Source organism: Candidatus Pelagibacter communis (assembly GCF_012932795.1).
GTDB lineage: Bacteria > Pseudomonadota > Alphaproteobacteria > Pelagibacterales > Pelagibacteraceae > Pelagibacter > Pelagibacter ubique_S.
Genome location: NZ_LANA01000002.1, coordinates 371995 through 395550 on the forward strand (window position 1 = coordinate 371995; position 23556 = coordinate 395550).

A 23556-nucleotide genomic window follows, 5' to 3' on the forward strand; every position below is an offset into this window, starting at 1 on the left:
CTTTTTATTAATTTATAACTTTAAATTATCTTGATGGTGGAACGTATAAAATACCACCTTTAGTCCACAATTGGTTTGGACCTCTGTCTGGTAAAATACCAGTGTCAGCTATATTTCTCTTATAACTTTCACCATAATTTCCAACTTGTTTGATAATTCTCAAGTTCCACTCATTATCTAAACCGAATGCAGCACCCATTTCACCTTCAGCACCAACTAATCTCTTAATTTGTGGGTTTTCTGAAGTTTTCATTGAGTCAGCATTAGCAGCAGTAATTCCATACTCCTCAGCTTCGATCATTGTGTTTAGAGACCATCTAACAATATCTTCCCATACAGCATCACCTTGACGAACAACCGGGCCTAATGGCTCTTTTGAAATCGTCTCAGGTAACACAATGTGATCATCTGGATTAGACATTTTAGTTCTTTGAGCCGCTAAACCTGATTTATCAGTAGTGTAAGTATCACATCTACCTGCATCATAAGCAGCAACAACTTCGTCAGCTTTTTCAAAAGCTACCGGTGTGTAAGAAATTCCTTTTGAATTAAAGAAGTCTCTCATGTTTAACTCAGTAGTAGTTCCGATGTTTGTACATGCAGAAATACCATTTTTGAATTGGCTTGTAGAAGTAATTCCAGAGTCTTTTCTAACCATGAAACCTTGACCATCGTAGAAGTTTACTCCAACGAAAGTAAGACCAATGTCAGCATCTCTAGAAAGTGTCCAAGTTGTATTTCTTGATAAGATATCAATCTCACCAGAAGTAAGAGCTGTAAATCTTTCTTTAGCACTTAGTGGAGTGAACTTAACTTTGTTCGCATCACCTAATACTGCAGCAGCAACCGCTCTACATACATCAACGTCTACACCAGTCCAATTTCCAGCAGCATCAGCATTTGAAAATCCAGGTAGACCTTGAGATACACCACATCTTACAAAACCTTTTTTCTGAGTGTTTTTAAGAGTTTTTGACTTCTTAGCAGCCATTGTTTCTGTTGTAAAAGCAAACAGAACAGCAACCATAGCGACTAGAGAAGTTAATTGTTTTACGTATTTAAACATATTTTATTCCTCTGTTTTTATTTATTTATTTGTTAACAAATAATTCAAATTGATTTGAATTAAATAGATTGTTTATCATTTTATCTATTTGATCAAAGTAAAATTGAAAAAATAGAACAGAAATATCTATATGTAGTATTCTTATTTGTAAAGCTAATATATGTAGTTAATGGTGCGCTCTGGTGGACTCGAACCACCGACCCTCGGTTTAGAAAACCGATGCTCTATCCAGCTGAGCTAAGAGCGCAAATAAAAATAATTAGTATATTTATAGTATGAATTTAATTTTTAAAAAGGAATTTTTTACAGATAATTAACAAAGTTAGAAGCTCAAGACGACCAACAATCATAAAGAAAATAAGACAATATTTTGCAAATGAATGTAAATCGTAGAAGCTAAAATCAGCAAGTCCATACATAGAAGAATTAACAGTATTCATTAAAGTAAGGATTGATATTTTAAACGAATTTTCAAAATTTATATCACTTAAAGTTAATAAAAAAATTAGAAATAATAAAGTTAAAATTAATATTATTACTGATAAAAAATATTTAAAAATTTCATCTGGCTTAAAAAATTCTTTAGAAAACAAATGTTTATTAATATAAACATTTTTAGGTCTGCTATAAGATAAAATTTCATTAATTGAATATTTAAATAATGAATAGATTTTTAAAAATCTAATTCCCGAGCTTGTAGAAAAAAAAGAGCCACCAATCATAACCAATAATAAAAAAACAAAAGATAAACTTGTTGAATTATCACTTAAAGAAAAACCTATATTTGATACACTACTAGATAGGGATAAAAATAATTGTATAAAATTATTATCAAAATTAAAAAATGTAAAAAAAATAATTATCAAAGTTAAATAATAAAAAAATAAATGTATATCCTCATTAAAGAAATTAACATTATAGTTTTTGGCAAAAAATAGGTTGTAAATTAAAAAAATACTAAAAAAAGATGTCAACATAAGAACAGAAGTTACAATAATTTGATAATTATTTATCAAAATATTAGAAAGGTTATTAGAGGGTAAAAATCCCCCAGATGAGATAATGGTCATCGCTAAATTCAAAGAATTAAATAATCGAATACCAGATATATTAAGAACAATGAAGATTCCAAGTGTAATAATTGAATATAATAAAAAAATTTTTAATGATTGTTTAAAAATCTCTGCATTATTAAAAGATATAAAATTAGTTAAAGACTTTTTAAAGCTATGATCAAAAATATCTATTAATACTATAATAGAAAATAAAAAGTAAAGACCACCAACCCACTGAGAAGAACATCTCCACAAAATTAAACTTTGATCTATGTGATTAATATTATCAAATACTGTAAACCCAGTTGATGTGAATCCAGAGATTGCTTCAAAATATGAATTAACAAAAGTTAAATTATATATACTAAAATAAAATGGTATTGAAATTAATAAAGGTAAAAAAAAATATCCCAAAAATATAGTAAGAATTTTTTGGTAAATAGTTGATTTTTTTACATTATCTTTTTTCAAAACATAAAATATTATTGTTAAAAAAAATGATAAAATAAAAGTATAAAGGTAAGTATTTAAATTAAGATAAAGATTCAGGTAATATGAATATACAATATTAAAAAAAGAAAGGATTGATATTACTCCACAAAAAACACTCAAATAAATGAGTTTAATATAATTCATTTAATCAAATAGAGCTTATACGAAACATATTTTCAACTACATTGAAAAAATTTTTTTTTGCCAATAAAACAACAATATCCTCTTTTTTAAATACAAAGTTTGATCTAGGTATAACAACGTCAGCACCTCTTAAAACTGCTCCTATTCGTATTTCATCTGGTAGATTTGAATTCTTTAACTCTTTATTAATCAATTCAGAGCTTTCAATAATTTCTGCTTCAATAATTTCGTATTCTCCATTTAAAATACTATAAGCATTTTCAATAGTTCCTTTATGAATATGTTTTAGTATACTTGATACAGTATTCATTCTTGGATCAATGAAGTCATCAATTTTTAATGAAGATTGTAGAAGACCATAGTTAGGTTTGTTGATTAATGACATTGTTCTTTTTTCATTTAAATCACTTTCATCTTTAACAAACTTTTCTACCAATACACTAACCATCAAATTATCTTCATCATCATTTGTAAGGGCCAATACGGTTTGAGCTTCATCTATATTTGCTTCTATTAAAACTTCTTCATCCAAAGCATCACCGTTAATAACAATTGTATCACTTAATTCACTTGCTATATATTCAGCTCTTTCTTTATCTTTTTCAATAATTTTAACTCTTGCAGAATCAAAACTTTCTTCAAGATTTTTAGCTAAATTAAATCCAATATTGCCACCTCCAACTATTAAGATTTTGTTGGATATTTTTTCATTATGCCCAAAAGCTATTAATGTCTCCTTCATTTGAGATGCATTAATTATAACATAAGCTTTATCATTTTCTTTCATGATACTTGCTTTTTTAATTATGACGAACTTATCATTTCTAATTACACCAATAATATTAGCATTCAAATTAGGAAATTTTTTTGTGATCTCATTAATCTTAATATCTTTTAAAGGACATTTTTCATTAATCAAAATTTCAAGTAATCTAATATTATTATTAGCAAAAGGGACGTTATCTAAGGCTCCTGGAGCTTCAAGTTTTCTTTGTATTGATTTGGCTATTTCGATTTCTGGAGAAATTATAACATCTATTGGTAAATTTTCTTTGTTATAAACTTTAGTAAATTTTGGATTTAAATAATCTTGAGATCTAATTCTAGCTATTTTTTTTTGAACATTAAATATTGAGAAGGCAATTTGACAAATAAGCATATTTATTTCATCATTACGCGTTACCGCAATAATCATATCCGCTTCAGAAGCATTGGCCTTTTCTAAAATCGAAGGGTATGTAGCTTTACCAACAATAGATTTTACATCTAGTGTCTCATCAATTTTTTGAATATCATCACTTGACTGATCAATTATTGTTATTGAATGACCTTGTTCACTTAAAATTTTAGCTATGGTAAAACCAACTTTTCCTGCACCACAAATAATTATATTCATCTAATTCAATTCCTTAATCCCTAATCCTTTAAGTTTTCTGTGAAGAGCAGATCTCTCCATTCCAACAAAATTAGCCGTTTTAGCTATATTGCCATTAAATTTCTTCAATTGGTTAGTTAAATACTCCTTTTCAAAATTTTCTCTAGCATCTTTAAGTGTTGAAGATAAAGAACTTTCAGGTGATATAATTTTGAGATCGGGTGTTTTAAGAGATTCTTTTATGATGTTTGAAATTTTTTCTGAAGTGTTGGGAGAGAGTATCGCTATTCTTTCTATTAAATTTCTTAATTCTCTGATGTTTCCTGGCCAATTATAATTAAGTAAATAATTATTGTTAATATCTATATTCATTTTTTTTAAGTTATGATTTTTCGAAATTTTATCTGCAAAATATTCTACTAATAATGGAATATCTGAAATTCTATTTTTAAGCGGCTCTATATTAATTTCAAAGACGTTTAATCTATGGTACAAGTCTTCTCTGAAATTACCATTTTTTATTTCTTCTTTAATATCCTTACTTGTAGAACATATAATTCTGACATCAACATTAATGTCATGATTACCATTAATTCTTTTGAACTTTTGATCAGTTAAAACACGCAAAATTTTAGATTGAGTATCTAGTGGGATTTCTGAAATTTCGTCAATTAGAAGAATACCCCCTGAAGATTTTTCTAATGCACCATATGAAATTGATCCATTGTTTTTTTCTTCTCCAAATAATTCAAGTTCATATTTCTCTTTTTCTAACAATGCACCATTTAATATAATAAAAGGATTTTTTTGTCTTTTTGACTCTTTGTGTATTTTCCTTGCTATTAATTCTTTACCAGAGCCAGTTGGACCATTTATAAAAATTCTACTTTCTGAAATTGAAATTTTTTTTATTTGTTCTTGAATTTTTTTAATATTCTCACTATTTCCAACTAGTTCATATGAATAAAAAAGTTTATTTTCAAATTCTTTATTTTCATTTTTTAAATTAATATTTTCTACAGCACGATTAATAAAATTCAATAATCTTTCTTGATTAAAAGGTTTTTCAATAAATTCAAAAGCACCTGTTTTGAGAGCTTTAATTGCCATTTCAACATTTGCGTGTCCCGTAATAATGATAACAGGAATATTTTTATCTTTAGTTTTAATATGAGATAATAATTCTAAACCATCATTATCACCTTTGTCTAACTTTACATCGATAATAGCAACATCAGGAAGTTTTTTATCAATTTCATTTAAGGCTTGATTGTAATTTGCAGCTAATCTTGTTTTATAACCTGCCTCAAGAATTAAATCGTTAATGATATTGCGAATATCGGCATTATCATCAATAATTAAAATTTCTGTACTCATTATTTTATAAACATGATTTGTATTTTTGCTCCTTCATTAATTGTAATAAAATCGATTGTACCGTTATGATCATTTATTATTTTATTAACAATTGCTAAACCTAATCCAGTTCCTTTTTTTTTTGTTGTAAAATAAGGGTTTAATATCTTTTTTACATCCTTAGCAAACACATCAAAGCCTAAACCATTATCTATAATTGTAAATACTATTTCAAAGTCATTTTCATCCAGAATTATGTCAATTTTACCTTTAAAATTAACATTATTTAATTTTTTATCATGGATACTTTCAATAGAATTTTTAATTAAATTAAAAAAAACCCGGCTTAACTGCTCACTATCTGAATTTAAAATTATTTGAGATTTGTTTGAGTTAAAACTAATTTCAGTATTTGCATCCAGTTCCTTTATTAAATTTATATTATCACTAACCAAAACAATTAGATCATTATTTTTTAATATTGGTTTAGGCATTCTAGCAAAATCAGAAAATTCATTAACTAAATTTTCTATTAATTTAATTTGTTTAATAATAATCTTTAAGTTTTTTTCAAAATCGTTCTTTTCGTTTTCTCCTACTTTACTTGAATATTTATTTTTTAATTTATCAATAGTTAATTGAATAGGTGTAAGTGGATTTTTAATTTCGTGAGCCAATTTTCTTGCAAGACTCTCCCATGCTTCATGTCGTTCATTTACAATTAACCTTTCTTGTTGAAATTTTAATTGATCTATCATTAAATTAAAATTTTTATTTAAAATTTCCATATCCTTGTCAGCTTTAATTTCTGGAACTTTAATACTTAGATCACCCTTACCTATACTCGATGAAGCTATAATCAAATTATTAATTGATCTAAAAAACCTTGATGAAAATCTTATAGCTATTGAAATTGATAAAAACAAAAGAAGAGAAACAATAACAAGATAGATAAATACAAAAGAAATTTTGATTCCAGTTTGTTTATTCAAAACTGTATAATAAAAATTTAGTGCCTCTTGTGACTCTAGTAAATATTTAGAAATTTTTTTATCTAAGTATTTAGCAATATATAAATATTTACCTTCAAAATTTTCTAATTTTATAATTGATGCGGATTGATTTTTATAAGCATTAATAATCTTTAGTGGTCTTTTATCATTTAAAACCATTTCAAGTGCTTCTTTTAATGGTGGTCTATAAGATGAAAGATCTTTTAAAGTTGTCAAATAAAGACTTCCGTCTGTTTCAATTATATGAATTTCATCTAAATTTCTTATTAATTTCTGAGTATTAAGAAAACTTTTAAATTGATTAATATTAGTGTTTAAGAAGTTAATACTTTTATTTAAATCATGCGCAATTAGAATAACCTGAGATTGGGTTTTGGTTCTAACTTCTTCTGTATAGCTTTTTGCAATTTCATAAGAGTTATTAACAGCCGTAGTTATTTTTTTATCTAAATATTTGTCCAGTGCAAATGACAAGAGAAATAGAGAAAATAAAGAAATTAGTATTGATGGGATCAAAGTAAATAATGCGAAAAAAGTTATATACTTTCTATTAGCTTTTGAGCCGCTTACTTCTACATCGACTTTTAATGAAGTACTTACCTCTTTAAAAATCATGTAAAACAACACTAATAATAAAACTATATTTCCAGACAGAAGCAGTTGTAAGTTATAATCTGTTAGGTCAAGAAAGCTTTTATCTATAAAGGTTAAAAAAGTTATAAAACCTAGGGATAATGTTATCAAAAATATTGATCCAATAAACACATTTTTTTTGATAAAATCGATCATTATGAGATAAATAGATAATTAAAAATTTTTATCATGAATACTTGTTTTATAATACTTGCTGCTGGAGAAAGTAAAAGATTTAAATCAAGTACACCTAAACCATATCATCTTTATAAAGGTAAACCTTTATTATTACATTCAATAGATAAAGCTAAAAAATATGGAAAATTTAGTAAAATTGTGCTTGTAATTAATCAAAAACACAAAGCACACGTTAAAAAATTAAAAATTAAGAATATAAAGATTGTTACTGGTGGAAATACCAGAGCTGAGTCGGCATATAAAGCTTTAAAAAGTATTAAAAATAATAGAATTAAAAATGTATTGATTCATGATGCTGCAAGACCAAACTTTACAATAAAGCTTTTAAATAAATTAAATGAAAAACTAAGAACAAGTGATTGTGTAATACCAGCAATCAAAAGTCTAGACTCTATAAAGCAAAAGGATTTAAACATAGTTAAAAACTTGAATAGAAAAAATATTTATTTAATTCAAACTCCTCAAGCTTTTAATTATAAAAAATTATATGCGTTACAAATTAATAAGGGACCTGAAATATCTGATGATGCAAATTTATTTGTAAGGGCTGGAAAAAAAATAACCATTATTAAAGGCGAGATAAATAATAAAAAAATTACACTAAACTCAGATATTAAATACAACAATTCAATTAAATATGGATTAGGTTTTGATGTTCATAGATTGGTACCTAAAAAAAAACTTTATTTAGGTGGAATTAAAATACCCTATACTCTAGGAACATTAGGCCACTCAGATGGAGATCCTGTTTTACATGCTATAACTGATGCAATACTTGGAGCTTGCTCTATGGGTGATATTGGTGAAAAATTTTCTGATAAAAATAAGAAATTTAAGAATATTAGATCTACCATTCTTTTAAATGAAATAGTTAAACAAGCAAAAAATAATGGCTACTCAATTAATAATCTTGATATAAATATCATTACTCAAAAACCAAAAATTCAAAAATATAAAAAACAAATAACTAATAGTATTGGAAAAATTTGTAATATTTCTTCTTCACAAATTAATATAAAAGGTAAAACTACTGAAAAATTAGGTGTAATTGGTAAAGAAAAGGCTATAGCATGTGAAGTGATTGCTTCAATTATAAGATATGACTAAATCTTTCAACTCATTATTTGTAACAATGTTTGGTTTGGGTAAAGTTAAATTTGCACCAGGAACATTTGGCTCTATGGCGACTTGCATTATTCTATTTATTTTTTTTCATATTTTTAATATTTCACCAGATATAATTTTAATAGGTTTAATTGTGATATTTGTTTACTCATTTTATGCAGTTTCAACCCATATAAAAAATAGTGAAAACAAAGATCCTGGTGAAATTATTATTGATGAATTTTTAGGTCAATCTATACCAATATACCTTTATGAAATATCTCATGGAACAATAAAAAGTGGAAATGAGACTATTATTTATTATTTTCTATTTTTTATTCTTTTTAGATATTTTGACATTATGAAACCTTTTCCTGTAAATTTTTTTGATAAAAACTTTAAAAATAGCTTTGGTGTAATTATGGATGATATTTGTGCTGGATTCTATGTAGTTCTAACTCTACTTTGTTTTATGATCATTAAAAGTTATGCTTTATAATGAAAAATTTAGTTAATAAAGTTATCAAAAAATTAATTAAAAAAAAATTTAAAATTTCATTTGCAGAGTCTTGTACTGGTGGACTTTTATCAAGTTCAATAACATCGATAAGTGGTTCATCTAAAGTGTTTAATTTAGGTCTGATCACTTACTCCAATAAAACAAAAGTTAATATTCTTAAAGTCTCTGATAAAATAATAAAGAAATATGGTGCAGTCAGCGAAGAATGTTGTTTATCAATGGTTAAAAATTTAAGTAAAATCACTAAATCAAAAATCTGTATATCAATTACAGGTATTGCTGGACCTAATGGTGGTACAAAATCAAAACCAGTCGGTTTAGTTTATATTGGTGTTAAAAAAGGAAATAAAATAATAACTAAAAAAAATCTATTTAAGAATAAAGGTAGAATATCAATACAAAAAATTACAGTTAGAACTGCACTTAATATGATCGATAATATTGTCTAACTTTTAGCCCAACTTATATTGTTCCAAATTCTTTCATGAAAATAATATAAAAAAATTTTAGCTATAGCTTCGATACTGCTTATCGAAACTCCTATTAACAAGTCACCTGTTAATATCCAAGCAATAATAAAAGTTGTTAAACTAGCAGTAACACGCCATGTTAATGTTTTTGCAATTGTTCTTTTTTTTAAGTCTGCAGACATAATTTACCTTTCTGCACATATTGTTGTTTAGTGATTTATCTACCCTTAAATAAATCATTAGCTCTTTTCTGAAAAGAGTCAGCTATTTTATCTAAACCATACTGAAAAGATTTATCCATTACAATATTTAAAAATCTATTTTCAATCTCAAAATCAATATCAAAAGATATCTCAGTAGAACTATCTTTTTCAAGAAAAACCCATTTATTATCCAAATGTTTGAGAGGTCCCTTAATATTGGTTACTAGAATAGTGTCTGTATCTTTATTGAATCTGACATCACTTTTATAGGTTGCCTTGAACGGACCCTTGCCTATTGTAAGATCTGCGATTATTAAGATTAGATTCTTTTCTTCCTTTTTTTCATAAATTTTTGCATCTAAACAATAAGGTATAAATTTGGGGTAACTTTCAATATCCAGAACAAGATCAACTAATTGTTCTTTATTGCATTCAATTAATCTCTTAACTGAAGCTTTGGGCATTATACCTTTTTAATCTATTTTTTTGTAATTGAGCAAAGTCTTCATCTGCATGATAGGAAGATCTTGTTAGTGGTGAAGATGAAACTAATAAAAAACCTTTAGATTTTGCAATATTTTCTAGATCCTTAAATTCATCTGGATGGTAATATCTTTCCAGAGGGTAGTGTTTTGCTGAGGGTTGTAAATATTGTCCAATTGTTAGAAAATCTACATCAGCAGACCTTAAGTCATCCATCACCTGAATTAATTCATCTTTGCTTTCTCCTAAACCAACCATTAGCCCTGATTTAGTAAAAACTTTTTTATTATTTTTTTTTACATTCTTTAAAAGTTCTAATGAACCAAAATATCTTGCACCTGGTCTAACTTTTAAATAAAGCCTTGGAACTGTTTCAATATTGTGATTGAAAACATCTAAATCAGCTTCTAAAATCTTTTTATAAGATTCACCCTTTCTTAAAAAATCTGGGGTTAAAACTTCAATTGATGTTTCTGGGTTTTTTTTTCTTACAGCTGTAATTACATCAAAAAAATGATTTGAGCCTCCGTCTTCTAAATCATCTCTATCAACAGAAGTTATTACAACATGGTTAAGATTAAGTTTGTGAACAGCATTTGAAATTTTATAAGCCTCAAATGGATCTAAATTTTCAGGCTTGCCTGTCTTTACATCACAGAAGGCACAGGCTCTTGTGCAAGTATCGCCCATAATCATAAAAGTAGCATGGCGTTTACTCCAACATTCTGTAATATTTGGGCAATTAGCTTCCTGACAAACTGTTACTAAATTGTTTTGATTAACAATGGTTTTAGTTAAGAAGAATTCTTTACTATTTGATAATTTAGATCTTATCCAATCAGGTTTTTTTTTGATAGGATTAATTGGTTTGTTAACTTTTTCTGGGTGTCTTGGTTTAATTGTCATTTTTATTAATTATATAGAGGGTCTCTCCTTCTTTGCCAAACATAAATTTTCCTCTGATTAAAGTCTCAATATAATCTAGGTCTAATTTATTGCTTAATAAAGAATTTTTAAATTCAAGATCTTTAATTTTGTTGGATAAATTAGCTTCTTCAGCTTCTAAGTTTATTAAAATTTCTTTTTTTTTAAAATAAGAAAAAAGGCCTCTTTCACCATCTAAAAGATTAAAAAAAAAATAAAGTATTAAAAAAGTTGAGATTAATAAAAAGTAATTTTTTCTTAATTTTCCAAGCATTAATGAATCTTATTCATTATAGATTTTTTTCCAAGCTCTTCTTCTATGCGTAATAATTGATTGTATTTTGCAACACGCTCAGATCTGGCTAATGATCCTGTTTTTATTTGATTCGAATTAGTACCTACCGCAAGATCTGCTATAAAGGTATCCTCACTATCTCCAGATCTATGAGAAATTATTGTTTTGAAGCCTATAATTTGTGCAAACTTAATAACCTCAAGTGTTTCTGATACTGTGCCAATTTGGTTAAGTTTAATTAATATTGAATTTGAAGAATTATTTAAAAAACCTTTTTTAAGTCTCTCTAAATTAGTCACGTAAAGATCGTCACCAACTATTTGTATATTCTTTGTATGTTTTGTTAACTTATTCCAAGCCTTCCAATCATTTTCTCCAAATGGATCTTCGATTGATTTAATTTTATATTTATTTATTATCTTTTTATATTCTTTAATTGATTTATCTACTGAAATAAATTTTTTTGAATGAATTGAGTATTTATTTTTTTTAATTAATTCATTTGCTGCAACATCCAAACAAATTGATACTTCTTTACCATTTTTAAAACCTGATTTTTTGATTGCTGCCACAATTAAATCTAAAGCTTTCTCATTACTACTAATCATTGGAGCGAAGCCACCTTCATCTCCTACAGATGTTGATAGACCTCTTTTTATAATCAAATTTCTTAAATTATTTATTACCAAGAAGCATATTCTCATGGCTTCTGAAAAACTTTTAGCTTTATCTGGTCTAATCATAAATTCTTGAATTCTTAATCCATTATTTGCATGTGCTCCACCATTAATAATGTTCATTAATGGATAGGGTAATTTATAATTTTTTTTTAATAAGAAAGTTTTATATAAAGGCACTTTCTTAATTTTTGAAGAAAGCTTCTTAGCGGCCATTGATACAGCTAAAATAGCATTGGCACCTAAGCTTGTTTTTTGTCTAGTACCATCGAGATTGATTAAAATAGTGTCTATGCGTGTTTGATCATGAATATTTTTACCTATCAGTTTTTTAGAGATTTTAGCATTAACTAAATTCACTGCACTCAAAACACTTTTACCTAAATATTTTTTGTTTTTAATGTCTCGTTTTTCAAATGCTTCATGGGTGCCTGTTGAAGCTCCCGATGGACAAATTGCAGATGCGCTTAAATTTTTTGAATAAACTTCAGCTTCCACTGTTGGGTTTCCTCTACTATCAAAAACTTGGCGAGCTCTTACCTTTAATATTTTGCTCATTTATTTTTAATTAAATTATCTATTTCAAATAATTGAGATAATAATTTTTCTAACTTGTCTAACGGAACCATATTAGGGCCATCAGATGGTGCATTGTCTGGGTCTTGATGTGTTTCAATAAAAACACCTGCAACACCAACTGCAACAGCAGCTCTTGCTAGATATTCTACAAACTCTCTTTGACCACCACTAGTCTCACCCAAGCCACCTGGCTGTTGTACAGAATGAGTAGCATCAAAAATCACTGGGTACCCATTTTTTGCCATTATAGGTAGTGATCTCATATCAGAGACTAATGTATTATATCCAAAACTTGCACCTCTTTCTGTGACTAAAATATTATTATTACCAGAGTCAGCAATTTTTTTAGTAACATTAACCATATCCCATGGTGCAAGAAATTGACCTTTTTTGACGTTTATAATTTTTCCTGTTTTGGCAGCAGCGATTAATAAATCTGTTTGTCTGCATAAAAATGCTGGAATTTGTAAAACATCTGCATGAGGAGCTACTATCGAACATTGTTCAGCATTGTGTATATCAGTTAATATTGGAACACTTAATTGTTTTTTAATCTTATCAAAAATAGGTAAAGATTGTTCAAGACCTGCACCTCTTTTTCCTTTTAAACTGGTTCTGTTAGCTTTATCAAAAGATGTTTTATAAATAAAACCCATATCAAACTTAGAAGTAATTTCTTTAATTTTACCTGCCATATCCATAGCATGTTGCTCGGTCTCAAGTTGACATGGACCAGCAATAATACAAATCTTATTATTGTTTGAAATTTCTATATTTCCACAATTAACTTTTATATTTTTCATTTATGATTTTTAGCTGCTTTGATAAAAGATGAGAATAAAGGATGTGGTGACAAAGGTCTAGATTTAAATTCAGGGTGAAATTGAACTCCAACAAACCAAGGGTGGTTTTTTAACTCAATAATCTCTGGTAATTTGTTATCTGGTGATAATCCTGAAAAGATTAAGTCATTTTTTTCAAATTGATCCATGTAATTAATATTTACTTCATATCTGTGTCTATGTCTTTCTTGAATTAATTTTGATTTATAAATTTTTTTAATTAGTGAGTTATCTTTTAATTTTGCTTCATAAAGACCAAGTCTCATAGTGCCTCCTAGATTTTTGTCAGTTCCTATTATTTTTTTACCATCTCTATTCCATTCAGTGATTAAACCAATAATTGGAGTTCCCACTGCTCCAAATTCACTTGATGTGGCAGTTTTTATATTTAGTTTATTTCTAGCAAATTCTATAATTGCCATTTGCATTCCAAAACAAATTCCAAAAAAAGGAATTTTTTTTAATCTAGCATATCTAATTGCAGCAATTTTACCTTCGGTTCCTCTTTTACCAAAACCACCAGGTATCAAAATTCCGGAAATTCCTTTTAATTTATTTTTAATTTCAGAAACTTTCAAATTCTCAGAGTCTATTCTCACTAAATTTACTTTTAAATTATTATGAATTCCACCATGTGCTAGTGCTTCATCTAATGATTTATAAGCATCTTTAAGATCAACATATTTGCCAATTATTGCAATATTGATTGATTTTTTAGTTTGAAGAACAATTTTTATAATTTTTTTCCAAGGGTTTAAGTTAACCTTTTTTCTGGATTTAATTTTAAAATATTCAAGTACTTGCTTATCTAAATTTTCTCTATTAAAACTAATTGGAGCTTCATAGATAGTTTTAACATCTACTGTTTGAATTACATTTTCAATATTAACGTTACAAAACAAGGATATCTTTTTTCTATGCTCTAATGGAATGGATCTTTCAGATCTACAAATTATTATATCCGGCTGTATGCCAAGACTTCTTAATTCTTTTACAGAATGTTGAGTAGGTTTTGTTTTAATTTCATCTGATGCTCTAAGGTATGGAACTAAAGTTAAATGAATAAATAAAGCATTTTTTTTACCGACATCATTTGCAAATTGTCTTATAGCTTCTACAAAAGGAAGGCTTTCAATATCACCTACTATTCCACCTATTTCACAAATTATAAAATCTTCTTTGGATGTATCATTTTTTATAAACTCTTTAATACGATTTGTTATGTGTGGTATAACCTGAACTGTTTTTCCAAGATACCCTCCCTTACGTTCTTTTTTTAAGACGTCACTATAGATTTTTCCTGTTGTGATGTTGTCAGAGTTTTTTGCAGATATTCCTGAAAATCTTTCGTAATGACCCAAATCTAAATCTGTTTCAGCTCCATCATCAGTTACAAAAACTTCTCCATGTTGAAATGGACTCATTGTTCCAGGATCAACATTTAAATAAGGATCCAACTTTCTTAAACGAACTTTAAAACCTCTTGATTGAAGTAAATAAGCTAAAGAAGCAGAAGAAAGACCTTTCCCTAAAGAAGATACCACGCCGCCGGTGACAAATATAAATCGCGCCATGGAATTATCTTATAGCGATTATTTATAAAAATGGAAAGAATTAATTATTAATTTTCAGGAATTGAGGGTGTATCACTAGATTTTTCCTCAATGACATCTAATACTGAGGATGTGGGTGTTAACTCTCCTCTGGATATTATTGTTAAAGCTAAGCTACAAATTATAAATAAAGTGGCAACTACAGCTGTAGCCTTACTCATAAAATTGCCAGCAGATCTAGAAAGCATAAAATTATCTTGAGAAACACCAATACCAAGTGCTCCCCCTTCAGATTTTTGAACAAGCACCAAAAGCACAAGTATTGTAGCTAGTACCAAGTTCACTACTAATAAAATATTTTCCATGAGAGCTAACTATATGTTTTTTTGACTATATCAATAAATTTTTTAGCATTTTGAGATGCTCCGCCAATTAAAAAACCATTAATATTATTAATTTCTCTTAAGTTTATAATGTTTTGGGGGTTTACAGAGCCCCCATATAAAACTTTTGGTGATTTGGCTTTAAATTTACTTTTGATAAATTCTACTATTCTAAAAAGATCCTGTGATTTTGGAATAAGACCACTTCCTATAGCCCAAACAGGTTCATAGGCTATAAAAATATTTGATTTATTTTTAATATTTTTTAAACCAATTTTAATTTGTCTAGATAAAACTAGGTAAGTTTTTTTTTTTCGTTTTTCACTTAAAGTTTCCCCAATACAAAAAATAACTTTTAATTTAGCTTCAATAGCACTTTTTATTTTTAAATTAATTAATCTATCATTTTCACCTTTTTTTCTATTTTCTGAATGACCAATAATTACAAAATGAGCACCAATATTTTTTAGCATACGTGGATTAACATAACCTGTGTGTGCACCATACTCTTGACTTTCATGACAATTTTGGCCACCAATACCAATTTGACAGTCTTTAAATTTTTTTGAAAAAGAACCTATTAAAGTATTTGGAGGACAATAAATTAATCTACCTCCTCTTATTTCTTTAGATTTTGAAAATTTAATAACTTTATCCAATGCATTTAGTGAAGATAAATTCCCATACATTTTCCAATTAGCTACAAAATACATATATTTATTTGTCATAATGAAAATTTTAATCTATAGCTTGATATTTTAAAGATCAATAAATTAATAAAGCAATGATAAATCCTTTTCAAGATTTTACAAAAAAAAAGATTGGTGGCTTGCTGCTAATTTTTGTTATTATAGTAGCTTTTGGGTTTGGTGGATTTGGTGGGGGTTTTAGTACAGGTAATCAAAATAATATAGCTAAAATAAATAATATCAATATCTCTACTCAAGACTTTATGGATTACCTAAATAAATCTGGCTTGAGTCAGCAATTAATAAAAGAGAATATTAATAAAAACGTAATTGAAGAACTTTTGTCATCTTTAATTTCAATGACCTTGTTAGACCTTGAAATTAAGGATTTAAATTTAGTTTTATCAAAAGAAATGCTAGCAGAAAGACTGAAAAAAAATAAAAATTTTCAAGATGAAGATGGTAAATTTCAAAGAACACTTTATGAAAAATTTCTATTAACAAATAATATGAGTGCAGCAATGTACGAAATGAAATTAAAAAGTAATGCTCTGCAAAAAGAACTATTTACATACATAAGTGGTGGAGCAAAATCACCTAATTTTTTGGTACACAGCTTTTTTAAAGAAAATAATAGAAAATTAGATATCAGCTTTATTAATTTAAATAAATTTTATAAAAAAGTTAATGAATTTACTGATCAAGATATGAATCTCTTTATGAAGAAAAATTCAGAAAAACTAAAACAAGATTATATAGATTTTTCTTACGTAATACTAACACCAAAAAATTTAATAGGTCTTGATGAATTTAATCAGGCCTTTTTTGATTCAATTGATGAAATCGAAAACAAAATATCTAAAGATATTAATTTTAAAACTATTATTAATGAACTTGCTATAAAGCCGATTATAAAAAGAAATTATATTAATTTAGAAAATAAAAAAACTATAGAGAATACGATTTATAATTCTAGAAAAGATAAAATTGAAATACTTGAAGATAATGGAGCTTTTATTTTTTATCATATCGATGATATTAAATCTAAATTGCCAGATTTAAAGGATGATCAATTTGCAAAACAAATAAAAAAACTTATATTTCAAGAAAAAAAATTTGAATTTAACAAATCAATACTAGATCAAATAGATAAAAAAAAATTCAATGATGAGTACTTTAATAAACTCGCAAATGGTAAAATTGAAAAAATACAATTAAATTCAATTAAAGATGTCAACAAGTTTAAAAATAATTCTGTAGAAATTTTATACTCTCTACCAATTAATACATTTACCATGATTGCTGATAATGAAGACAACATATTTGTAGCTAAAGTAATAAGGTATGAAGATATAAGTATTGACCAAAATTCAAAAAAATTTAATGCTATTTCTAATGAAGCTAGTGCTGAAAATAGAAATAGTATATTAAAATCTTATGATTTTCTGTTAAACAGTAAATACAAAGTTATTGTTAATGAAAAAACTCTTGATAGAGTGAAAAATTATTTTAGATAATGTTAAATCGAAACTTTAAAGATTTTAAGTTTCAACACTCAAGAAACAAAAATCAAATCATTTACACATCCCAAAAAGTACAAGGTGATCAAGAAGTTTTAAATTTGATTGATAATTTTCTTAATGAAAAGAATAGTTTTATCTTTGAGTCAGTAGAAAAAGGAAAAATAAAAGGGAGATACACAATTTTTGGTAAAAACCCAGACAAAATATGGGAGTTTAATAATAAAAACTCTTATCTGATTACAAACAACGCTAGAAAAAAAATTAGAGGTACACCTGATAAAATTATTGAAAAAATTATAGAAAGTTTCAAGTTTAAGACACCAAAAGATTTACCTCCAATATGTTCGTTGATATCAGGTTATTTTTCTTATGATTCTATTAGATACATCGAAAAAATACCTAATAAATGTAAGGATGATTTGAAACTTCCGGATGTGAGACTCTTGAGACCAAGAACACTAATTATTCATGATAATTTTAAAAAAAAAATATTTTATATTATAAATATCTTTAAAGATGAAAAAATTTCAAATTATAAAAGAAGATATTTAGAAATTGGCAGTGAAATTAATGATCTACTAATCCAAGCTTCATTAATAAAAAATAATTTTTACAATAGTACAAAAACTAGTATTAAAATTAAATCTAACACATCAAAAAACAAATTTTTGAAAATGGTCGATAAAGCCAAAAAATACATTAAGATTGGAGATATTTTTCAAGTTGTTTTGAGCCAACGATTTGAAGCTAAATTATCTAAGAAACCACTAGAGATTTATAAAAAATTAAGAGTTACTAATCCTTCACCATTTATGTATTTTTTTAATTTTGATGATTTTCAAATAATAGGAGCTAGTCCAGAAATCTTAGTTAGATTAAGAGATAATAAAATTACAGTTAGACCAATAGCAGGAACCAGACCTAGAGGTAAAAACGCTAAAGAAGATAATTTTTTTGCAAAGGATTTATTGCAAGATAAAAAAGAGCTCTCAGAACATCTAATGCTACTTGATTTGGGTAGAAATGATGCGGGTAAAGTTTCTAAAGTAGGTAGTATTAAAGTGACTGAGAGTTTTATGATCGAGAAATACTCACATGTTATGCATATAGTTTCCAATGTTATTGGGATTTATAATAAAAAATTTTCAAAATTTAAATCATTACTTGCTGGCTTTCCAGCTGGAACTGTTTCGGGTGCGCCCAAAATTCGAGCTATGGAAATAATAGATGAGCTAGAAACAACAAGAAGAAAAGTTTATGCTGGTGGTATTGGTTATTTTTCAGCAAACGGTGAGTTTGATACATGTATTGCATTAAGAACAGCTGTTGCCAAAAATAAAAAATTTTATGTCCAAGCAGGCGCAGGCATTGTAGCAGATAGTAAACCAATTAAAGAATACGAAGAAACAGTCAATAAAGCAAAGGCCTTAATGAATGCTCTAAAATAATGAAAATTATATTAATAGATAACTACGATAGTTTTACATTTAACCTATATCACTACATATCTTCGTTGGGAATTAACGTAGATGTAATTAGAAATGATGAAATTACTGATAAGCAAATAATAAAAAAGAAATATGATAGAATTGTTATTTCACCAGGCCCGGGTAATCCAAATCAATCAGGAAATTGCATCAAGATAGTAAAATCTTTATACAAAAAAATTCCAATATTAGGTGTTTGTTTAGGTCATCAAATTATTGGACAAGTATTTGGTTCAAAGATTATTCAAGCCAAAAAACTAATGCATGGAAAAACGAGTGTAATTATATCTAAAAAAATTGGTATATTAAAAAATCTTCCTTCTAAATTTGAAGCTACAAGATACCACAGTCTAATTATTGATAAAAAAACACTTTCCAGTGAACTTGAAATTAGTGCTGAAACAAAAGATGGAACTATTATGGGTGTAAAACATAAAAGATATAACATTCATGGTGTTCAATTTCATCCCGAGAGTATAAAAACTACTATTGGCATGAAAATATTAAAAAATTTTATAAATTATAAAAATTAATGCAAAAATATCTTGAGAAACTAAGAAATAAAGAAAATTTATCTTTTAATGAGAGTAAGGCAGCATTTGAAATACTAATGGATGGTAAAGCTTCAGATATTGAAATATTTGATTTTTTAACTTTATTATCTGCAAAAGGTGAGGTTTCTGATGAGATCGCTGGAGGTGTTTATGTATTAAGAAATAAATCTAAAAGAGTTAACGTTAAGGATTGCGTTGACACATGTGGCACGGGTGGAGATGGAATGAACACACTAAATATTTCCACAGCTTCAGCATTATTATTATCTAGTATGGGCATCAATGTAGCAAAACACGGTAATAAAGCAGTTTCATCTAAATGTGGATCTGGGGATGTTTTAGAAGCTTTAAATATAAGAATTGATTTAGAACCGAATGATATTGAAGAACAAATTAATAAAAATAATTTTGGTTTTATGTTTGCACCAAACTATCACAGCGCAATGCGATTTGTAGGACCGACGAGAAAAAAAATAGGTAAAAGAACAATATTCAACATGATTGGGCCTTTAAGTAGCCCTGCCCTTGTTGATAGACAAGTTGTTGGTGTTTTTGATAAGAATTTATTAAAAATTTTTGCTGATGCTCTTAGAAATTTGAATATTAAATATGCCTGGATTGTAAATAGTGAAGATGGTATGGATGAAATATCTCCTTATGCAAAAACAAACGTAGTACAATTAAAAAATGGTGAAATTTCAGAAATAATAATAGATCCTAAAGAATTAAATATTGGTGCAAATAATTTTGATGATTTATTAGGTGATGATGCTAAATTTAATGCAAGTAAAATGATTGATATATTTAAAGGTGAAGATAACGATTTCTCAAAGGCTGTCTGTTTAAATGCTGCAGCAGGACTTATTGTTACAGAAAAAAATTCAAAATTTAAAGATGCCTATGACTCAGCAAGATCACACATATTATCTGGTAAGACATTTGAAAATATAAAGAATATACAGAATGTCTGAAAATATTTTAGAAAAAATAATTAAAAAGAAAATCGAACGTGTCGATTTATTAAAAAAATCAGTTTCATTAGAATCTTTAGATTCAAAAATAAATGAAAATAAATCATTTATCGATTTTAAAGAAAAAATACAAAAAAATATTGATAATAATAAAATTTCTTTAATTGCTGAAATTAAAAAAGCTAGTCCTTCTGCTGGTATAATAATAGAAAATTATGACCCTTTAAATATAGCTAAAATTTACAATGACAATAAAGCAACTTGTTTGTCTATACTTACTGAAGAAGATTTTTTTTTAGGTAATCTAATTCACGTAAGTAAAATAAAAGAAAAAATAAAACTTCCTGTTCTTTGTAAAGATTTTTTTATAGATAAATTTCAAGTTAATCTTGCGAAAAGTTATGGTGCTGATGCTATATTAATAATAATAGCTGGGGTTACTGACAAACTTGCAAATGAATTATACGAAGAAGCACTAAAACTTAATATGTCTGTAATTGTTGAAGTACACACTGTTAATGAAGCCAAGAAAGCACTTAACTTTAAAGAGTCCTTAATTGGAATAAATAACAGAAACCTTAAAACTCTTAAGACAGATATAAATACAACTTATGATATCCATAATGTTTTAATTAGTCATGGTGGTCCTTTAATTTCAGAAAGTGGAATTAAAACAAAAGATGAACTTCTATCCTTAAAAGATAAAACTAAAATTAAAACTTTTTTAATTGGTGAATCACTTTTAAAAAACTTGGATAATAATTCAATTTTTTCAGTTCTATAGTCAATTAAGCCCCTATTTTAAACACTTTTTAGCTATTGTTTATTCAAGAGAACTTTTGTAGAACATACTTTGTACGATATTTGTTCTTATGCTAACTAAAAAACAAAAAAACCTACTTTTATTTATTAACAAAAAGTTAAGAGCTTCTGGGGTTTCTCCTTCTTATGAGGAAATGAAAGATTCACTTAATTTAAAATCTAAATCTGGAATTCACAGACTAATTAGTGCTTTAGAAGAAAGAGGCTTTATTAGAAGGTTAGCTCACAAAGCAAGAGCTTTAGAGGTTATTAAACTTCCAGAAACAGCTTCGGCAAACGATATTTATAACAGCTTTTCACCAAGTGTCATTAAAGGTGGATTGGATACTGAAGAGACTAAAATAGATGAAATGGAAATACCGGTGCTGGGTAAAATTGCAGCAGGAACGCCTGTAGAAGCTATTCAAAACGAAGTTGCTAGAATACCTCTTCCAAGTAATCTTGAAAAAAATGGCCAATACTTCGGTCTTAAAGTCCAAGGCGACTCAATGATTGAGGCTGGAATTAATGAAGGAGATACTGTCATAATCAAAAGATCTGACACTGCTGATAATGGTAAAATTGTAGTAGCCCTAATTGATGAACATGAGGCAATGCTAAAAAGAATTAGAAGAAAAGGCAAAACAGTTGCGCTTGAGAGTGCAAATAGAAATTATGAGACTAAAATATTTGGTCCTGACAGAGTTAAAGTTCAGGGTGTTTTAGTATCTTTATATAGAAACTTCTAAGAAAATAGTCTAAACATTTCGAATGTCTAAAGTAGCAACAAGATTTGCTCCCTCACCAACTGGGGCTTTACATATAGGAGGTGTTAGAACAGCTTTATTTAATTGGCTATATTCTAAGAACCAAAAAGGAACTTTTCACTTAAGAATTGAAGACACAGATATAGAAAGATCTAAAGATGAATATAAATTTCAAATTATTAAATCTTTAAAGTGGATTGGTATAGAGCATGATGGTGATGAATATATTCAATCAAAAAAAATAAATGACCATGTAAATATTGTAAATGAATTGCTTAAAAATAATCATGCTTATAAGTGCTATTGCTCAAGTGAAGAAATTGAAGAACAGAAAAAAAGAGCCAGACAAAAAAAACTCCCTTATATATATAACAGAAAATGGAGAGACCTTACAGAAGCAGTTGCTCCAAAAAATATAAAACCTGTAATTAGATTTAAAAGTAAAATTGATGGGACTTCTATTTTAAAAGATTTGGTTCAGGGAGATGTTGAAATAGAGAATAGCACAATTGAAGATTTTATAATTTTAAGAAACGACGGTACACCGACATATAATCTATCTGCAACAGTTGATGATCATCAAATGAGTATGACTCATATCATTAGGGGAGACGATCACAAAATAAATACTTTCAAACAAATCCAAATATACATTGCTATGAAATGGGATTTACCACAATTTGCACATATACCTCTTATTCATACTATTGAGGGTAAAAAATTATCAAAAAGAGATAACGCATCAACATTAGATGATTATTCCAAAATTGGAATTATGCCTGATGCCCTAAGAAATTATTTACTTAGACTTGGTTGGTCATATGAGGATAAAGAAATATTTACATTAGAAGAAAGTATCAAATACTTTAATCTAAAAGGAATTGGAAAGTCACCTTCTAAATTAGATATGAGTCGTATTCTCTCAATGAATGAACACTATATTAAAACAATTGATGAAAATGATCTTTATCAACAATTGCTAAAATACTGTGAACTTTTTAAACATAAAATTGAGAATACTAAAAGAGAAAAAATAAAATCTTCTTTAACATTTTTAAAGAATAAAGCTAAGACGCTAGAAGATATTCATAATAACTCTAAGTATATTATTTTTGATGAAATTGATCAAAATCAAGAAGACTTTAAACTTATTGATAGTAATGCAAAAAAAATTATATCTGATTTTTCTAAAGAAATTTCTGCAATTAAGGATTTAAATAGGGTTACATTAGAACCAGTTATTAACAATCTAATAGAATCATACAAGACTAACTTTAAAGGTGTTGGTCAACCTTTAAGGATAGCATTGACTGGCTCAAAATTTGGACCTGGTATTTATGATATAATTATATCATTGGGAAAAGATGAGACACAGAAAAGATTGAATAAGATAGTTTAA

The 23556-nt window shown here is 27.2% G+C and carries 24 protein-coding genes and 1 tRNA gene; 10 read left to right on the forward strand and 15 right to left on the reverse strand.

Translation table 11 applies throughout. The annotated features are described in order from the left end of the window. Positions 1-25: 25 nt before the first annotated feature. From VP91_RS06080 to VP91_RS06105, 6 genes are all read right to left on the reverse strand, one after another. Entirely contained in the window at positions 26-1066 is a 1041-nt protein-coding gene (locus VP91_RS06080; RefSeq protein WP_169036558.1) for an amino acid ABC transporter substrate-binding protein, read from the reverse strand. A 170-nt stretch (positions 1067-1236) separates the two neighbouring features. Beyond that, positions 1237-1313: transfer RNA gene (locus VP91_RS06085), tRNA-Arg, on the reverse strand. Positions 1314-1347: 34 nt separating this feature from the next. After that, positions 1348-2592, reverse strand: coding sequence for a potassium transporter TrkG (locus VP91_RS06090; protein WP_248289233.1), 1245 nt, complete (start codon positions 2590-2592; stop codon positions 1348-1350). A 169-nt stretch (positions 2593-2761) separates the two neighbouring features. Further along, entirely contained in the window at positions 2762-4153 is a 1392-nt protein-coding gene (trkA, locus tag VP91_RS06095; RefSeq protein ID WP_169036560.1) for a Trk system potassium transporter TrkA, read from the reverse strand. Beyond that, entirely contained in the window at positions 4154-5509 is a 1356-nt protein-coding gene (locus VP91_RS06100) for a sigma-54-dependent transcriptional regulator (RefSeq protein ID WP_169036561.1), read from the reverse strand. Next, positions 5509-7290, reverse strand: a complete 1782-nt coding sequence (locus tag VP91_RS06105; protein ID WP_169036562.1) for a sensor histidine kinase — start codon at positions 7288-7290, stop codon at positions 5509-5511. The genes VP91_RS06100 and VP91_RS06105 overlap by 1 nt, the downstream gene beginning before the upstream one ends. A gap of 33 nt (positions 7291-7323) precedes the next feature. Here VP91_RS06105 and ispF point away from each other — a divergent pair, with 33 nt between their 5' ends. From ispF to VP91_RS06120, 3 genes are read left to right on the forward strand one after another with little or no spacing between them, the layout of a single operon-like run. Then, entirely contained in the window at positions 7324-8439 is a 1116-nt protein-coding gene (gene ispF / locus VP91_RS06110) for a 2-C-methyl-D-erythritol 2,4-cyclodiphosphate synthase (RefSeq protein WP_169036563.1), read from the forward strand. Next, a complete protein-coding gene (locus VP91_RS06115) occupies positions 8432-8935 on the forward strand; it encodes a phosphatidylglycerophosphatase A family protein (RefSeq protein WP_169036564.1) in 504 nt (167 codons plus the stop codon). Before ispF ends, VP91_RS06115 begins: the two co-directional genes overlap by 8 nt. Continuing rightward, positions 8935-9405 (forward strand): CinA family protein, encoded by a 471-nt coding sequence (locus VP91_RS06120; RefSeq protein WP_169036565.1) that lies wholly within the window; start codon positions 8935-8937, stop codon positions 9403-9405. The genes VP91_RS06115 and VP91_RS06120 overlap by 1 nt, the downstream gene beginning before the upstream one ends. Here VP91_RS06120 and VP91_RS06125 read toward each other — a convergent pair. Genes VP91_RS06125 through VP91_RS06165 form a run of 9 tightly spaced genes read right to left on the reverse strand, consistent with a single transcriptional unit; the run spans position 9402 to position 16093 of the window. Then, a complete protein-coding gene (locus tag VP91_RS06125; RefSeq protein ID WP_169036566.1) occupies positions 9402-9608 on the reverse strand; it encodes a DUF2061 domain-containing protein in 207 nt (68 codons plus the stop codon). The two genes, VP91_RS06120 and VP91_RS06125, sit on opposite strands and share 4 nt — an antisense overlap. A gap of 35 nt (positions 9609-9643) precedes the next feature. Continuing rightward, positions 9644-10093 carry a type II toxin-antitoxin system RatA family toxin gene (locus VP91_RS06130; protein ID WP_169036567.1) on the reverse strand — a complete coding sequence of 150 codons (450 nt, stop codon included), beginning with the start codon at positions 10091-10093 and terminating at the stop codon, positions 9644-9646. Further along, entirely contained in the window at positions 10074-11018 is a 945-nt protein-coding gene (gene lipA, locus VP91_RS06135) for a lipoyl synthase (protein ID WP_169036568.1), read from the reverse strand. Before lipA ends, VP91_RS06130 begins: the two co-directional genes overlap by 20 nt. Further along, positions 11008-11310, reverse strand: a complete 303-nt coding sequence (locus VP91_RS06140) for an FtsB family cell division protein (protein WP_169036569.1) — start codon at positions 11308-11310, stop codon at positions 11008-11010. Before VP91_RS06140 ends, lipA begins: the two co-directional genes overlap by 11 nt. Beyond that, positions 11310-12566, reverse strand: coding sequence for a phosphopyruvate hydratase (gene eno, locus VP91_RS06145; RefSeq protein WP_169036570.1), 1257 nt, complete (start codon positions 12564-12566; stop codon positions 11310-11312). Before eno ends, VP91_RS06140 begins: the two co-directional genes overlap by 1 nt. Further along, positions 12563-13390 carry a 3-deoxy-8-phosphooctulonate synthase gene (gene kdsA, locus VP91_RS06150; RefSeq protein ID WP_169036571.1) on the reverse strand — a complete coding sequence of 276 codons (828 nt, stop codon included), beginning with the start codon at positions 13388-13390 and terminating at the stop codon, positions 12563-12565. The genes eno and kdsA overlap by 4 nt, the downstream gene beginning before the upstream one ends. Continuing rightward, complete coding sequence (locus VP91_RS06155) at positions 13387-15003, reverse strand: CTP synthase (protein ID WP_169036572.1); 1617 nt, start codon at positions 15001-15003, stop codon at positions 13387-13389. The genes kdsA and VP91_RS06155 overlap by 4 nt, the downstream gene beginning before the upstream one ends. 47 nt (positions 15004-15050) lie before the next feature. Continuing rightward, the gene (secG, locus tag VP91_RS06160) at positions 15051-15347 is read right to left on the reverse strand and encodes a preprotein translocase subunit SecG (RefSeq protein ID WP_169036573.1); all 297 of its coding nucleotides are present in this window, start codon (positions 15345-15347) and stop codon (positions 15051-15053) included. A gap of 5 nt (positions 15348-15352) precedes the next feature. Then, entirely contained in the window at positions 15353-16093 is a 741-nt protein-coding gene (locus tag VP91_RS06165; protein ID WP_169036574.1) for a triose-phosphate isomerase, read from the reverse strand. A 56-nt stretch (positions 16094-16149) separates the two neighbouring features. Between VP91_RS06165 and VP91_RS06170 the strand changes: the two genes are divergently transcribed. From VP91_RS06170 to gltX, 7 genes are all read left to right on the forward strand, one after another. Then, the gene (locus VP91_RS06170; protein WP_169036575.1) at positions 16150-17571 is read left to right on the forward strand and encodes a SurA N-terminal domain-containing protein; all 1422 of its coding nucleotides are present in this window, start codon (positions 16150-16152) and stop codon (positions 17569-17571) included. Then, a complete protein-coding gene (trpE, locus tag VP91_RS06175; RefSeq protein ID WP_169036576.1) occupies positions 17571-19025 on the forward strand; it encodes an anthranilate synthase component I in 1455 nt (484 codons plus the stop codon). Before VP91_RS06170 ends, trpE begins: the two co-directional genes overlap by 1 nt. Beyond that, complete coding sequence (locus VP91_RS06180) at positions 19025-19597, forward strand: anthranilate synthase component II (protein ID WP_169036577.1); 573 nt, start codon at positions 19025-19027, stop codon at positions 19595-19597. Before trpE ends, VP91_RS06180 begins: the two co-directional genes overlap by 1 nt. After that, positions 19597-20589: an anthranilate phosphoribosyltransferase gene (gene trpD, locus VP91_RS06185; protein WP_169036578.1), complete on the forward strand. Its 993-nt coding sequence runs from the start codon at positions 19597-19599 to the stop codon at positions 20587-20589. Before VP91_RS06180 ends, trpD begins: the two co-directional genes overlap by 1 nt. Beyond that, complete coding sequence (locus tag VP91_RS06190) at positions 20582-21373, forward strand: indole-3-glycerol phosphate synthase TrpC (protein ID WP_169036579.1); 792 nt, start codon at positions 20582-20584, stop codon at positions 21371-21373. Before trpD ends, VP91_RS06190 begins: the two co-directional genes overlap by 8 nt. Positions 21374-21461: 88 nt before the next feature. Further along, positions 21462-22139, forward strand: a complete 678-nt coding sequence (gene lexA, locus VP91_RS06195; RefSeq protein WP_169036580.1) for a transcriptional repressor LexA — start codon at positions 21462-21464, stop codon at positions 22137-22139. Between the two features lie 22 nt (positions 22140-22161). Continuing rightward, positions 22162-23556, forward strand: coding sequence for a glutamate--tRNA ligase (gene gltX / locus VP91_RS06200; RefSeq protein WP_169036581.1), 1395 nt, complete (start codon positions 22162-22164; stop codon positions 23554-23556).